The following is a 14,202-nucleotide window of genomic DNA, read 5'->3' on the forward strand; positions in this document are numbered from 1 at the left end:
ACCCCGCTCAACCATGTTGAATTGCCCCCTCCGCTTCCCGTGCGGAGGGGGCAATTCCGAAAGCGGTGGGCGCGGTTCAGCCGCCGGCGACCGCCGGAATGATCGAGACACCGGCGCCGTCCGGCGTCGCCGTCTCCAGGCCCTGCTCGAAGCGGACGTCGTCGTCGTTGACGTACACGTTGACGAAGCGGCGCAGCTTGCCCTGGTCGTCCAGGACGCGCGCGGCGATCCCGGTGTGGTTCTTCTCCAGGTCGGCGATGACGTCGGCCAGGGTCGTCCCCTCGGCCGTGACCTCGGCCTTGCCGCCGGTGTAGGTGCGCAGGATCGTGGGGATGCGGACGTTCACGCTCATGGTTTCGGTGCTCCTAGTCGTCGTTCGGCAGTGGCTCGGTGGGCCGTGCGGGCGGCCTCGTCAGTGGGCCAGGCCCGCGTCGCGGAAGGCGTCCAGGCTCGGGCGGATGGTGGCGGTCGCCTGGGAGGTGGCGGCCACCGCGTCCAGGGTCTTGAGTCCGTCACCGGTGTTGAGCACGACCGTGGTGAGCGAGGGGTCGATGAGACCGGCGTCGATGAGCTTCTTCGTGACGCCGACCGTCACGCCGCCCGCGGTCTCCGCGAAGATGCCCTCGGTGCGGGCGAGCAGCTTGATGGCGTCGACGATCTGTTCGTCGTTCACGTCGTCCACCGCACCGCCCGTGCGGCGCGCGATGTCCAGGACGTAAGGGCCGTCCGCCGGGTTGCCGATGGCGAGCGACTTGGCGATGGTGTCGGGCTTCTGGGGGCGTACGACGTCGTGTCCGGCCTTGAAGGCGGTCGACACCGGCGAGCAGCCCTCGGCCTGGGCGCCGAAGATCTTGTACGGCTTGTCCTCGACCAGGCCGAGCTTGATCAGCTCCTGGAGCCCCTTGTCGATCTTGGTGAGCTGGGAGCCCGAGGCGATCGGGATGACCAGCTGGTCGGGGAGGCGCCAGCCCAGCTGTTCGCAGATCTCGTACGCCAGCGTCTTGGAACCCTCGCCGTAGTACGGACGCAGGTTGACGTTGACGAAGCCCCAGCCCTCGCCGAGCGGGTCGCCGATGAGCTCGGAGCAGAAGCGGTTCACGTCGTCGTAGTTGCCCTCGATGCCGACGAGCTCGCCGCCGTACACCGCGGCCATGACGACCTTGCCCTGCTCCAGGTCGTGCGGGATGAACACGCAGGAGCGGAAGCCGGCCCGCGCGGCGGCGGCGCCGACCGCGCCGGCGAGGTTTCCAGTGGAGGAGCAGGAGAGCGTGGTGAAGCCGAAGGCGCGGGCGGCCTCCAGGGCCTGGGCGACGACGCGGTCCTTGAAGGAGTGCGTCGGATTGCCGGAGTCGTCCTTGACGAACAGCTTGCCGGGCTCGACACCCAGCTCGCGCGCCAGGTTGTCGGCCTTGACGAGCTTGGTGAAGCCGGGGTTCAGGTTCGGCTTGTCGGCGACGTCGGCCGGGACCGGCAGCAGCGGGGCGTAGCGCCAGATGTTCTCGGGGCCCGCCTCGATCCGCGCGCGCAGCGCCTCGGGGTCGCCGAGCGGCAGGTCATAGGCGACTTCGAGCGGTCCGAAACACAGTTCGCAGGCGAAAATCGGGCCAAGTTCGAAACGCTGGCCGCACTCGCGGCAGGAGAGGCCGGACGCCGGGCCGAGATCAACGGGGGTGCCGGACGCGTTCTCGGCGGAGGTACCGCTCTCGGCGGAGGTGCGGGTTTCAGCGGTCTGTACAGACATGGAGGGGAGGCCCTTTCTCCTCATCTTCCTCAGGGCGAACTTCGCCATGAGACGGATTTGGCACCTTCCCTAGCCGGTGGCCCCGTGTCCTGACCGACGTGTGAACGTGGTCGACGAGAACCGACTGGAGGGTTGCCGGGGCTTCAACGGGCCGTTTCCCTCTGCCCCTCTGGATGAGCGGTATTCGATTGTCGGCGTGGGGACCCCGGCATGCGGTGGTCCCTCGCGTTGTTCAAGACTGTAACCGAAGCTCTGGACGGTTGAGATAGTCGTCCGAACCGCGAGATGGATCACACGAGGAGGCCGACGGCCGTGCTGGAAGAGGTGGAACGCTGGCTGAGCAGGCGTTCCTGGTCGACGGCCGAGCGGCCGCTGGAGCGGACGCTGGCCGCGAAACACCGTACGGGTACGACCGTCAGCGTGGTGCTGCCCGCGCTCGACGAGGAGGCCACGGTCGGTGAGATCGCGGCCACGATCCGGCGCGAGCTGATGACCGCCTCCGTGCCGCTCGTCGACGAGCTGGTCGTGGTCGACTCCGGCTCCCGCGACCGTACGGCCGAGGTCGCGGCCGCCGCCGGCGCCCGGGTCGTCCACCGCGACACGATCCTGCCGAGGCTGCCCGCGCTGCCCGGCAAGGGCGAGGTGCTGTGGCGCTCGCTGCTCGTGACCAGCGGGGACGTGGTCTGTTTCGTCGACGCCGACCTCAAGGACTTCGACGCCGCGTTCGTCTCCGGCATCGTCGGGCCGCTCCTGACCGACCCGGAGGTGGACTTCGTCAAGGCCATGTACGACCGGCCGCTCGGCGCGGCGGCCGGCCAGGGCGGCCGGGTCACCGAGCTGGTGGCGCGCCCTCTGCTCAACCTCCACTGGCCCCAACTGGCTGGTGTGGTCCAGCCGTTGGGCGGTGAGTACGCGGCCAGGCGCTCGCTCCTGGAACGGCTTCCGTTCCCCGTCGGGTACGGCGTCGAGCTCGCGCTGCTCGTGGACGCGCTGCACACGGTGGGTCTTGACGCGCTGGCCCAGGTCGACGTGGGCGTACGCAAGCACCGCCACCAGGACGGGCAGGCGCTCGGCCGGATGGCCGCCGCGATCTACCGCACCGCCCAGCTGCGGCTGTCCCGCGGCCATCTCGTACGCCCCGAGCTGACCCAGTTCGAGCGCGGTGAGCACGGCTTCGTGCCGCGCACGTACGCGGTGGACACCGAGGAGCGGCCGCCGATGCGGGAGATCGAGGAGTACGCGGTCCACCGCGCGGCCTAGGCGGCTTCGGCTTCGGCCGGATCAGCGTGCGGACCCGGCGAACTCTCGGGGGTGGAGGGCCTCGCGCAGGGCGCGTACCTGGTCGGTGAGGTTGCGTTCGCTGATACGGGCCTGGGGGAAGAGGAGGTCGAAGCCGTGGACGGCGCCGGGGACCTGGACGAGTTCGGTGGTGACGCCGGCGGCGGACAGGCGTGCGGCGTAGTCGCGGCCCTCGTCGCGCAGCGGGTCGATCTCGGCCACGGCGATGTAGGTGGGCGGCAGGCCGCTGAGATCGGTGGCGCGGATCGGGAAGGCGTACGGGTCGGCGTGGCCGTCCTTGGCGTAGTACCGCACGGCCAGTTCCAGCGCGCTCCGGTCGAAGACCGGGGTATCGGTGAACTCCCGTGCCGAGGCGGTGGTGAGACCGCCGTCCACGCTGGGGTAGGTCAGGGACTGGAAGAGCAGGTGCGGGCCCGCCTGGTCGCGGGCGCGGAGCACGGTGGAGGCGGCGATGTTCCCGCCGGCGCTGCCGCCGGCCACCGCGATGCGGGTCCGGTCTCCGCCGAGTTCGGCCGGGTTGCCGGCGATCCAGGTCAGGGCGGCGTAGGCGTCGTCGGCCGCGGCCGGGTAGGGGTGTTCGGGGGCGAGGCGGTAGTCGACGGAGACGACGACGGCGTGGGCGTCTCGGGCGTAGCGCAGGGAGCGTTGCTCTTCGGCCTCGGGGGATCCGTAGGTGAAGGCGCCGCCGTGTATGTAGAGGATCATCGGCAGGTCCTCGGTGGTGTCCGGGCGGTAGACGCGCAGTCGCAGTGGTCCCGCGGGGCCGGGGATGTACAGGTCTCGCACCTTGACCTGGTCGTCGACGGGGGTGTCGGGCTGTGCGCGCAGCAGTGCGTAGCGCCGGGGGTCGGCGAGGACGGCGTCCAGGCCATGGACGGGGAAGACTCCGGTGTCGGCGGTGTCGAGCAGGGTCTGGATCTCGGGATCCACAGCGGGGACAGTCATGGCTGGAGGGGCCACCTTCCGGGTGTTCGACCGGGTGCTGCCCGGTCTGATGTGCGGTCTGATGTGCGGTCTGATGTGCGGAACTGATCTCAGTCTCCGCCGATCACGCGTGGCCCAGAAGTGGCCCGAGAGTCACTATGTGCAACTATCGGGCCATGACTGTTGCGACTCCGCATCGTGTGGCCGTCCTGGCCCTCGCACCGGTGGTGGCCTTCGACCTGAGCATCCCGGCCCAGATGCTGGCCGCGGTCGAGACCCGCGCGGGCACCGCGGCCTACGAGGTACGCACCCTCACCCCGGACGGCTCCCCCGTACCGACGGTGAACGGGTACGGCGTCACGCCGCAGGGCGACCTGTCCCTGCTGGAGCACGCCGACACAGTGATCGTCGCCGGCACCCGCTGCCCGGAGGTGCTGGACGCCGGCGCGGTGGACGCCTCCGTCGCCGAAGCGCTGCGCCGTGCGGCCCGTCGCCCTGCCCGGGTGGTGTCCCTGTGCACCGGCTCGTTCGTACTCGCGGCCGCCGGCCTGCTGGAAAACCGCCGTGCCGCGACCCACTGGCGCTACGCGCGGCAGTTCAGGCGGCTCTTTCCCGCGGTCGACCTCGACACCGACCCGCTCTACATCGCCGATCGCGGGATCCTGACGTCGGCCGGCGGCGCGGCCGCCATCGACCTGTGCCTGCACCTGGTCCGGGAGGACCACGGCAGTTCCGTGGCGAACCGGGTGGCGCGGTACAACGTCGTCGCGCCCATGAGAGACGGAGGGCAGGCGCAGTACATCGAGCACCCGGTCCGGGAGGACGCGGGCACCTCGACGGCCGGGGCGCGGACGCTGATGACGGAACACCTGGATCGGCGGCTGTCCCTCAACGACCTCGCGGCCCACTGCCACATGAGCGTACGGACCTTCACCAGGCGCTTCCGGCAGGAGACCGGACTCTCCCCGGCCGAATGGCTCGCCTCGGCCCGCCTGGCACACGTGCGCCATCTGCTGGAGTCGACCGAACTGCCTGTTGACGACATCGCCGCCAGGGCCGGCCTGGGCAGCGGCACCAACCTGCGGCAGCACATGCGCACCGCCCTGGACATCACCCCGTCCGCCTACCGGCGGGCATTCCGCTCCGCCAACGCCGCCTTCGCACGGCCCTCCTCGGAGGACGAGCGGGTCCGGTCCGCAGGCAGGTGACGCCGTTCGGCGGGTGGCCGGTTTCTGCCCATGGGGGTGGGCGTACGGGTGTTTGAGGTATTGCGGTGCGGGCTAGGTTCCGCAACATGGTCACCGCGCACACATCTCCCCCGGCTCAGGTCCTCGTCGCGTCCAACCGCGGCCCCGTCTCGTACGCCCTCAAGGAGGACGGCTCCCTGGAGTCCAGGCGGGGCGGGGGCGGCGTCGTCTCCGGGCTCAGCGCGATCGGCTCCGACGTGGAGTCGGTGTGGGTGTGCGCGGCGCTCGGCGAGGGCGACCGCGAGGCGGTGCGGCGGGGCGTGGGTGAGCAGGGCGTCCGGATGCTGGACATCGACGCGGACGTCTTCGCGGACGCGTACAACGGCATCGCGAACTCGGTGCTGTGGTTCGTCCAGCACATGCTGTACCAGACGCCGCTCGAGCCGGTCTTCGACGCGGAGTTCCGGCGGCAGTGGGCGTCCTACGAGACGTACAACCGGGCGTTCGCCGAGGCGCTGGCAGCGGAGGCGGCGGACGGGGCGCGCGTCCTGGTGCAGGACTACCACCTGGCGCTGGTGCCCGGCATGCTCCGCGAACTCCGCCCCGATCTGCGCATCGGGCACTTCTCGCACACGCCGTGGGCGCCGGTGGACTACTTCCGGATGCTCCCCGACGACATCGCGCGGCAACTGCTGCGCGGGATGCTGGGGGCGGACCGGCTCGGCTTCCTCACCTGGCGGTGGGCGTCCGCGTTCACGGACTCCGTCGTGGTCACCCTAGAGGGCGAGGCGGACCTGATCACTCCGGCCGGTGACGGGCGGCGCCGCTTCCGGCACGGCGCGCCCGGGCAGCCGGTGCGCGAGACGGACATCGCGGTGTACCCGCTGGGCGCGGACGGCGACTTCCTGCGCCGGCGCGCGCACGAGGCGGACGTCGAGGAGCGGATCGTCGCGCTGCGCGAGCAGATCGGGCCCGGCCGCAAGACGATCGTGCGGGTCGACCGCACCGAGCTGTCCAAGAACATCGTGCGGGGGCTGTACGCCTACCGGCATCTGCTGGAGACCCGGCCCGAGTGGCGCGAGCGGGTCGTGCACGTGGCGTTCGCCTACCCCTCGCGGCAGGACCTCGCGGTGTACCGGGACTACACGGCGGAGGTCGCCCGGGTGACCGAGGAGATCAACTCGGCGTACGGGACGCCGGGTTGGACGCCGGTCCTGCTGCACGTCCAGGACGACTTCGCCCGCTCCCTCGCGGCGTACCGGATCGCGGACGTCGCCCTGGTCAACCCCGTGCGCGACGGCATGAACCTGGTCGCCAAGGAGGTGCCGGTGGTGTCCGACGCGGGGTGCGCGCTGGTGCTTTCGCGGGAGGCGGGGGCGTACGAGGAGCTGGGCGAGGACGCGATCGTCGTGAACCCGTACGACGTGACGGGGACGGCGGACGCGTTGCACGCGGGGCTGTCCATGGGGGAGGGGGAGCGGGGGGAGCGGACGAAGCGGTTGGCTGTGGCGGGGACGGGGTTGGTGCCGCGGCGGTGGTTCTTGGCGCAGTTGGAGGGGTTGGGGTAGGGGGTTTTCCCACCCACCCGCCCGCCCGTGCGGCGGGGTTGGGTGGGCCGAACCCTGGGGCTGCGCCCCAGACCCCGGGGGTTTGCCGCGCCCCGGGCCGAAAGCGCGGGCTACCTCTGGGGCTGCGCCCCAGACCCCGGGGGGTTTGCCCAGCACCCCGGGCCGAAAGTGCGGGCTACCCCTGGGGCTGCGCCCCAGACCCCGGGGGTTTGCCCACCCGCCCGCCCGTGCGGCGGGGTTGGGTGGGCTGAGCCCTGGGGCTGCGCCCCAGACCCCCTGAGGGGCGCTGCCCCTCGGACCCCGGCGGGGGCGTCGCCCCCTGGACCCCAGGAGGCAGGACCCTGGCCCCCAGGGGGCAGGACCCTGGACCCCTGGACCTCCGAGGGCGTGTTCCCGGGCCCCGAGGGGGCGCCCCAGCTGCCTACATGTGCGTGGCCAGGGCCTTGAGGAAGGCCGTTACTGACTCGGGGCCGTTCAGGCGGAGGTCTGCTCGGTCGGACAGGTCCTCTATGACCGTGTCCGCGGCCACCAGGAGGCCCGGCGTGCCGTCCGAGCGGAGTTTTTCCACGGCGGCGAACGCGGGCAGGTCGCCCAGGTCGTCGCCCGCGTACAGGATCGACTCCGCGCCCACCTCGCGTACATACGCTGCCAGCGCCACGCCCTTGTCCATGCCGGGGGGCCTCAACTCCAGGACCATCCGGCCGGGTTCGAGGACCAGGCCGTGCCGGGTCGCGAGGTCGGCGAGGGGTTCGCGCAGGGCCTCGTAGGCGGCCTCGGGGTCGCGGGCCCTGCGGGTGTGGACCGCGACGGCCTGGCCCTTCTCCTCGATCCAGGTCCCGCGCCAGGCGCCGTGCGTCTCCAGGACTCCGGGGAGTTCCGCGCGGGCGGCGGCGACGCCGGGGTGGGGGGCGGGGGTGTGGACGGTGCCGGTGACGGCGTCCCAGCGTTCGGCGCCGTAGTGGCCGAGGACCACCAGGTGCTCAAGGCCTGGTACGCCCGCGAAGCCGCCGTAGCGGACCGCGACCCCGGCCGGGCGGCCGGTGACCACGGCGACGGATGCCACGTGCGGGGCCAGTGCGGCCAGGGCCGGTACGGCGTCGGGGTGGGCTCTGGCCTGCTCGGGGTCGGCGACGATCTGGGCGAGCGTGCCGTCGAAATCGAGCGCGACGACAGCGCGGCCGGGCCTCGCGAGGATGGCGGCAAGCCCCTCGCGGCCGGACTGGGTGGCGGGGGTCGGCAGGGTTTCCGGTTGGCTTCCCATGCGCTTGACCTTATAGGGGCCGGGGCGAGCGGGGGCGGGGGCACGTATGGCGCAACGGCGCGTGGGTCAGCGGCGGTCGCGGTGTGCCGCGCGCAGGCGGCGCAGACGGTTGACCGTGACGGGGTCGTGAGCGAGGGCGCGGGGGTCGTCGAGGAGGGTGTTGAGCAGCTGGTAGTAGCGGGTGGGGGACATACCGAGCTCTTCGCGAATGGCCCGTTCCTTGGCGCCGGGGGCGGGCCAGGAGCGGGATTCCATGCGGAGGGTGGCGCGGGAGCGGGGGTCCAGGGGGGTGGGGGCGTTCAGGGGGGCGGGGGCGTTCAGGGTGGGGTTGGCCTCGGTGTCCGGCGGGGCGGGGGTGGCCTCAATGTCCTGCGGGGTGGGGCTGGTCCCGGTGTTCTGCGCGGGGGTGGGGGCGGGGTCTTCCGGCGCGCCGGGCGCAGGGTTGTCCGGGGTCGTGTCGTCCGGAGCGACGGCCCGGGTCGCGTCCTCGGCGGTGGCCAGGGGTGTGCCATCCGGCACGGCGGCCCGGGTCACGTCCGCCGCGGTGGCCAGGGGTGTGCCATCCGGGATCGCGGGCCGAGTCGCATCCGCAGCAGTGGCCAAGGGCGTGCCGTCCGGGATCGCGGCCCGAGCCGCATCCGCAGCAGTGGCCAAGGGCGTGCCATCCGGGATCGCGGCCCGGGTCGCGTCCTCGGCGGTGGCTGGGGCGGGGTTTCGGGCCGGGCCCAGCGCGTTCGCCGGGGTGGCGCCGGGGGCGTTGGCCGGGGGGGCGGTTCTGGGCTCTTCGGTCATGTGGCCCACGGTAGCTTCCCCTCCCGTTCCCACCCCCTCCCCCGAACCCTCCGGGGGTGGAATGAGGGTGCGGCGCGCTGGGGGCACGATCAGCCATCTACCCGTCGCACGTGACGTGGTACTCGTTTCCGGCGGGATCGCGGAGCTCACCCGGCTCCCGGTCAGGACGAGCCACCTCCAGGCGCAGCCTGTTCCGTGCCGCCTTCGGCGCCGCAGGCGGCCCCATCACCAGCGCGACCGCGCTCGTAGGGCTCCGCCGTAGCCGGACGCCCCACTCGTGGGACTCGGCCGCGTGCCAGTCGGTCTCGGACTGCCAGAAGGGCGACTGCGCGAAGCGGTCCTCCTCGGCGACGTCGAGGCAGATCGCGACCAGGCCGGAGTCGGCGAGCACGCCAGGGTGGCCGGAACGCAGTACGCAGAACTCGTTTCCCTCCGGATCGGCCAGCACGTCCCATGGGACATCTCCCTGGCCGATGTCGGCCCTCGTCGCACCGAGTGTGCGCAGGCGCGCCACCTCGTCCTGCCAGTTCGGGCCGCCGGCCAGGTCGAAGTGGAGTCGGTTCTTGTGGGGCGGCTTCTGCCTCGCGGTCGGTTCGAACCGCAGGCGCGGGCCGCCGGTGCGGCCCTGTGTGGCGTCCAGCCAGAAGCTCTCCATGCGCGGGACATCCACCGCGTCGATCACGACCCCGGTCAGCATTTCCGGCCCCCCAGCCGTCGAACCCGTCGAACCCGTCGATGCGCGTTGGCGCTGCCGCTGCCGGAGCGAGGGCGTGCGGGCTCGCGCCCCTGACATCACCTTCGGCCTCGGACCGTACGCCGTTCTCGCGCAGTTCCCCGCGCCCCTGGGCCGTCGTAAGCCGCGGACCGTGCGTGGCTGAGCGCGCAGTTCCCCGCGCCCCCAAAATACGCCGCCGACCCCGATCGAACGCGATTCCCGCACAGCTGCCCCCGCCCCTGGCACCGTCGTCAACCCCGGACCGTGCGTGGCTGATCGCGCAGTTCCCCGCGCCCCGAAAATACGCCGCCGACCCCGACCGAACGCGATTCCCGCACAGCTCCCCCCGCCCCTGGCACCGTCGTCAACCCCGGACCGTGCGTGGCTGGTCGCACAGTTCCCCGCGCCCCCAAAACCAGCGGCGGCCCCGAACGGGCCGCGGTTGCCTGCCGCGCGCTCCCCCGCACCCGGGAGCACCGGTCCCGTGGCGGAGCCCAGGGGACGGGGACCCGCCCCGCCGCACGGGCAACCCGGGAACCCGCCCCCAGGGTTAGGGGCCTCCCCATCCACCCCGCCGCACAGGTGGGCCGGGCGGGCAAACCCCCAGGACGGGGGGCCAACCCATACACCCGCCACACGGGCGGCCGGGCAGGCAACCCTCCGGGGGTTGGGCGTCAACCCATCCAACCCGCCACACGGGCGGGCAAGTCGGCGACCCCAGGGTTGGGGGTTACCCCGGCCACCCCGCCGCACGGGCAGGCGGGTGGGCGAACCCCCAGGGTCCGGGGTCAACCCATCCAACCCCGCCACACGGGCAGGCGGGGCGGGCAAACCCCCAGGGTTGGGGGTCAACCCATCCAACCCCGCCGCACGGGTGGGCGGGTGGGCAAACCCCCCACCCCCACCTACCTACTCCGCATTGTCCGCATCCGTAGCCACCTTCGCGATGTCCTGCAACACCGCCCTGGGCGAACCCCCCGGCGTCAGGGCCGTGCCGATCTTCTTCTTGACCGTTTCGCTCACCTTCGGCCACGACGTCTTGCCCACGGGCGGCAGCTCGGACGTGGGCAGCGCGGCCAGGAACGGCTTGAGTTCCTTGTGGCCGGCGTCGGCCGCCATCGCCGTGGACCCCGACACCGTGGACGGCAGCAGGTCGTACTGGTCGGCGAACTTGAGCACGTTCTGGTCGGAGAACGTGAAGTCCAGGAACTTCCCGATCTGCGCCCGGTGCCCGCCCTGCTTGAAGCCCATGATCCAGTCGGCGACACCCATCGTCGCCTTGGCCTGCCCGTTCTGACCGGGCAACGGAACCATGCCGAACTTGATGCCCTTCTTCTTGGCCGCCTCCATCAGGGAGGGGTGGCCGTTGAGCATGCCCACCTCGCCCTTGGCGAACGCGTCGAACGCGTCCTGCCGGTTGAGCTTGCCGGGTGCGACCGGGCCGGTCAGCTCGGTGTCGACCAGGTTGGCCTTCAGCCACTCGAAGGTCTGGATGTTCTCGGGCGAGTCGATGTCGTAGCCGTCGACGGTGTTGGTGTAGCCGCCGTTGCCACTGAGCATCCACATCATGGTCTCGGCCTGCGCCTCCTCGCTGCCAAGCGGCAGCGCGAAGGGGGTCTTCACCCCCTTGGCCTTGAGCGCCTTGGCGTCGGACGCGAGCTCGGCCCAGGTGGTGGGCGGCTTGATGTGCGCCTCGTCGAACAGCGTCTGGTTGTAGAAGAGCAGGCGCGTGGAGGCCACGAACGGCATGCCGTACTGGACGCGCCGCACGTTGCCCGCGTCGGCCAGCGGCGCCAGGAAGTTGGCCTCGACGGGGATGGAGAGCAGCTGGTCGGCGCTGTAGAGCTTGCCGGTCGCCGCGTAGTCGGAGTACGCGCCGATCTGCGCGATGTCGGGGGCGTGGCCGGCCTTGACCATCTCGGCGACCTTGGCGTCCACCACGTCCCAGGAGAAGATCTGGACGTCGACCTTGATGCCCGGGTTCTTCTTCTCGAACTCCGCGACCACGTTGTGCCAGTACGTCTTCGTCGTGTTGCCGCCGGCTATGTCGTAGTCGGCGGCCACCAGCTTGAGGGTGACGTCACCGGACCCGCTCTGGCCGCCGCACCCCGAGAGCACTGCCGTCATACCGAATGCGGCAACCGCCGCGGTCAAGCCCAAGAAGCGCCTGCGCACGCGCTATCCCACCCTCGTTGGTGATCCTCGCGGATCCAGTCGGTCCCCCGTGACGTCCTGTTTGTGAGCTGCGATTTTTCCTCATACGGGGGGATGAGGTCTACACCAGTCGCATATCGCTTCCGCAACGCCCGGTGCAAGGGTACATTGGGAAACTTTGGGCACGGAAAGCGCTTTCTACCTCATCCGGCGAGTGGACTAGACCTTTAGTGGGTGTTGGCGCGAGACTGGGTCCCGTGAGACACGTCATCGCCCTGGATGTGGGCGGCACCGGGATGAAAGCCGCCCTGGTCGGGGCGGAAACCGCGCTGCCCGGGGGACAACCCCCCGGCCCTCCCCCGCTCCTGTACGAGGCGCGCAGGGCCACCGGCAGGGAGCGCGGGCCCGACGCCGTCGTCGAGTCGATCCTCGACTTCGCCGGTGAACTGCTGGCGTACGGCGAGCGCCACTTCGGCGAGAGCGCCGTCGCGGCCGGCGTCGCCGTGCCCGGCATCGTGGACGCCGAGCACGGCATCGCCACGTACTCCGCCAACCTGGGCTGGCGCGATGTGCCCATGCGCCAGCTGCTCAGCGAGCGGCTGCGCGGCGTACCGGTCGCGCTCGGCCATGACGTACGCACCGGCGGCCTCGCCGAGGGCCGCGTCGGCGCGGGGAACGGCACCGACCGCTTCCTGTTCGTGCCGCTGGGCACCGGGATCGCGGGCGCCATCGGCATCGACGGCCGCGTCGAGCCGGGCGCGCACGGTTTCGCCGGGGAGATCGGCCACATCGTCGTACGCCCCGGCGGCATCGAGTGCCCCTGCGGTCAGCGGGGCTGTCTGGAACGGCTGGCCTCCGCCTCCGCGGTGTCGCTGGCCTGGGCCGAGGCGAGCGGCGACCCGGAGGCGGACGCCGCCGACTGCGCCAAGGCCGTCGAATCCGGCGACGCCCGCGCGCTCGCCGTGTGGCACGAGGCGATCGACGCGCTCGCGGACGGCCTGGTCACCGCGCTCACCCTGCTCGACCCCCGAGTGCTGATCATCGGTGGCGGACTCGCCGAAGCCGGGGAAACCTTGTTCGTACCGCTGCGGGCCGCCGTCCAAAAGCGGGTGACGTTCCAGAAGCTGCCCGAGATCGTTCCGGCGGCCCTCGGGGACACCGCCGGATGCCTGGGCGCGGGCCTGCTCGCCTGGGACCTGGTCACCGGGACCGCGCAGACCACGCGGACCACCAACCCCACGGAGCCCCCCGCCTCCGGCCCCCACCACTCCGACCACCCCGACCACCCCGACCACCCCGACCACCCCGACCACCCCCACTCCAGTGAGGTATCCGCCTGATGGCCGCATCGCTAGTTCTCTCGGGCGCCCGTGTCGTCCTCCCGACCGGGGTCGTCGAGAACGGACGCGTGATCATCGACGGCACCACCATCTCCGGAGCGGCCCCCGCCGACGCGCCCGCGCTCGACCTGTCGGGCCACTGGATCGTGCCGGGCTTCGTCGACACGCACAACCATGGCGGCGGCGGCGCCTCCTTCACCAACGGCAGCGTCGAGGACGTCCTCAAGGGCGTGCGCACCCACCGCCTGCACGGCACCACCACCGTGGTCGCCTCCACGGTGACCGGCGAGATGGACGTGCTCGCCCAGCGCGCCGGGCTGCTGTCCGAGCTGGTCGAGCAGGGCGACCTGGCCGGCATCCACTTCGAGGGCCCGTTCATCTCGCCCTGCCGCAAGGGCGCGCACAGCGAGAGCCTGCTGCGCGATCCCGACCCGGCCGAGGTGCGCAAGCTGCTGGACGCCGCGCGCGGCACCGCGAAAATGGTCACGCTCGCCACCGAGCTGCCCGGCGGCCTCGACTCCGTACGCCTGCTGGCCGAGCACGGCGTCATCGCCGCGATCGGCCACACCGACGCCTCGTACGAGCAGACGGTGGAGGCCATCGAGGCGGGCGCCACCGTCGCCACCCACCTCTTCAACGCGATGCCCCCGCTCGGCCACCGCGAGCCGGGTCCGATCGCGGCGCTCCTGGAGGACGAGCGGGTCACCGTCGAGCTGATCAACGACGGTACGCATCTGCACCCCGCCGCACTGGAACTGGCCTTCCGGCACAAGGGCGCCGCCCGTGTCGCGTTCATCACCGACGCCATGGACGCGGCCGGGTTCGGCGACGGGCTCTACCACCTGGGCCCGCTGGAGGTCGAGGTCAGACAGGGGGTGGCGCGCCTGGTGGAGGGCGGCTCCATCGCGGGCTCCACGCTCACCCTGGACCGCGCCTTCCAGCGGTCGGTGACGGTCGACGGCCTGAGCGTCGAGGACACCGTGCGGGCGATCTCCGCCAACCCGGCCCGGCTGCTCGGCCTCGACGACAAGGTCGGCTCGCTCGAACCCGGCAAGGACGCCGACCTGGTGGTCCTGGACGGCGACTTCGCGGTCAAGGGCGTTCTGCGCAAGGGCAGTTGGGTCGTCGAGCCCTCGCGCGCCTGAGAGCAACCGGCTCCTCACGCGGACGGCGGCGGGTTCGGGTCTGGGCCTGCCGCCGTCCGTTTGGCATGATCACCCC

12 protein-coding genes and 1 riboswitch are annotated in these 14,202 nt (G+C 71.9%); of the genes, 5 read left to right on the forward strand and 7 right to left on the reverse strand.

Going from position 1 to position 14,202, the window contains the following annotated elements:
- Positions 1 to 76: 76 nt before the first annotated feature.
- Positions 77 to 352 (reverse strand): ubiquitin-like small modifier protein 1, encoded by a 276-nt coding sequence (locus tag ACFYM2_RS23510; RefSeq protein ID WP_350231807.1) that lies wholly within the window; start codon positions 350 to 352, stop codon positions 77 to 79.
- Between the two features lie 60 nt (positions 353 to 412).
- On the reverse strand, positions 413 to 1,765 hold the full coding sequence (thrC, locus tag ACFYM2_RS23515; RefSeq protein WP_388461080.1) for a threonine synthase: 1,353 nt from the start codon (positions 1,763 to 1,765) through the stop codon (positions 413 to 415).
- A riboswitch (SAM riboswitch) is annotated at positions 1,759 to 1,921 on the reverse strand. It overlaps the preceding gene by 7 nt.
- Positions 1,922 to 2,053: 132 nt before the next feature.
- Between thrC and ACFYM2_RS23520 the strand changes: the two genes are divergently transcribed.
- Positions 2,054 to 3,001, forward strand: a complete 948-nt coding sequence (locus tag ACFYM2_RS23520) for a glucosyl-3-phosphoglycerate synthase (RefSeq protein ID WP_388838827.1) — start codon at positions 2,054 to 2,056, stop codon at positions 2,999 to 3,001.
- Between the two features lie 21 nt (positions 3,002 to 3,022).
- Here the strand turns inward: ACFYM2_RS23520 and ACFYM2_RS23525 are convergent, their stop codons facing one another.
- Positions 3,023 to 3,985: an alpha/beta hydrolase gene (locus ACFYM2_RS23525; protein WP_388460980.1), complete on the reverse strand. Its 963-nt coding sequence runs from the start codon at positions 3,983 to 3,985 to the stop codon at positions 3,023 to 3,025.
- Between the two features lie 155 nt (positions 3,986 to 4,140).
- Here ACFYM2_RS23525 and ACFYM2_RS23530 point away from each other — a divergent pair, with 155 nt between their 5' ends.
- The gene (locus tag ACFYM2_RS23530; protein WP_388838830.1) at positions 4,141 to 5,172 is read left to right on the forward strand and encodes a GlxA family transcriptional regulator; all 1,032 of its coding nucleotides are present in this window, start codon (positions 4,141 to 4,143) and stop codon (positions 5,170 to 5,172) included.
- 86 nt (positions 5,173 to 5,258) lie between these two features.
- Entirely contained in the window at positions 5,259 to 6,719 is a 1,461-nt protein-coding gene (locus ACFYM2_RS23535) for a trehalose-6-phosphate synthase (protein ID WP_388838833.1), read from the forward strand.
- Between the two features lie 421 nt (positions 6,720 to 7,140).
- Here the strand turns inward: ACFYM2_RS23535 and otsB are convergent, their stop codons facing one another.
- From otsB to ACFYM2_RS23555, 4 genes are all read right to left on the reverse strand, one after another.
- Positions 7,141 to 7,980, reverse strand: coding sequence for a trehalose-phosphatase (gene otsB / locus ACFYM2_RS23540; RefSeq protein WP_350231803.1), 840 nt, complete (start codon positions 7,978 to 7,980; stop codon positions 7,141 to 7,143).
- 66 nt (positions 7,981 to 8,046) lie between these two features.
- Entirely contained in the window at positions 8,047 to 8,772 is a 726-nt protein-coding gene (locus ACFYM2_RS23545) for a DUF3263 domain-containing protein (protein ID WP_388838836.1), read from the reverse strand.
- A 97-nt stretch (positions 8,773 to 8,869) separates the two neighbouring features.
- The gene (locus ACFYM2_RS23550; protein WP_388838839.1) at positions 8,870 to 9,469 is read right to left on the reverse strand and encodes a VOC family protein; all 600 of its coding nucleotides are present in this window, start codon (positions 9,467 to 9,469) and stop codon (positions 8,870 to 8,872) included.
- 927 nt (positions 9,470 to 10,396) lie between these two features.
- Positions 10,397 to 11,614: an extracellular solute-binding protein gene (locus ACFYM2_RS23555; RefSeq protein ID WP_388838842.1), complete on the reverse strand. Its 1,218-nt coding sequence runs from the start codon at positions 11,612 to 11,614 to the stop codon at positions 10,397 to 10,399.
- Positions 11,615 to 11,898: 284 nt separating this feature from the next.
- Here ACFYM2_RS23555 and ACFYM2_RS23560 point away from each other — a divergent pair, with 284 nt between their 5' ends.
- Together ACFYM2_RS23560 and nagA are read left to right on the forward strand one after the other, a co-directional pair.
- Positions 11,899 to 12,981 (forward strand): ROK family protein, encoded by a 1,083-nt coding sequence (locus tag ACFYM2_RS23560; protein ID WP_388838845.1) that lies wholly within the window; start codon positions 11,899 to 11,901, stop codon positions 12,979 to 12,981.
- Positions 12,981 to 14,126, forward strand: a complete 1,146-nt coding sequence (gene nagA / locus ACFYM2_RS23565; protein ID WP_359006953.1) for an N-acetylglucosamine-6-phosphate deacetylase — start codon at positions 12,981 to 12,983, stop codon at positions 14,124 to 14,126. The genes ACFYM2_RS23560 and nagA overlap by 1 nt, the downstream gene beginning before the upstream one ends.
- The last annotated feature ends 76 nt before the right edge of the window (positions 14,127 to 14,202 follow it).

Origin of the sequence: Streptomyces sp. NPDC006711 (genome assembly GCF_042869775.1) — a bacterium.
Lineage (GTDB): Bacteria > Actinomycetota > Actinomycetes > Streptomycetales > Streptomycetaceae > Streptomyces.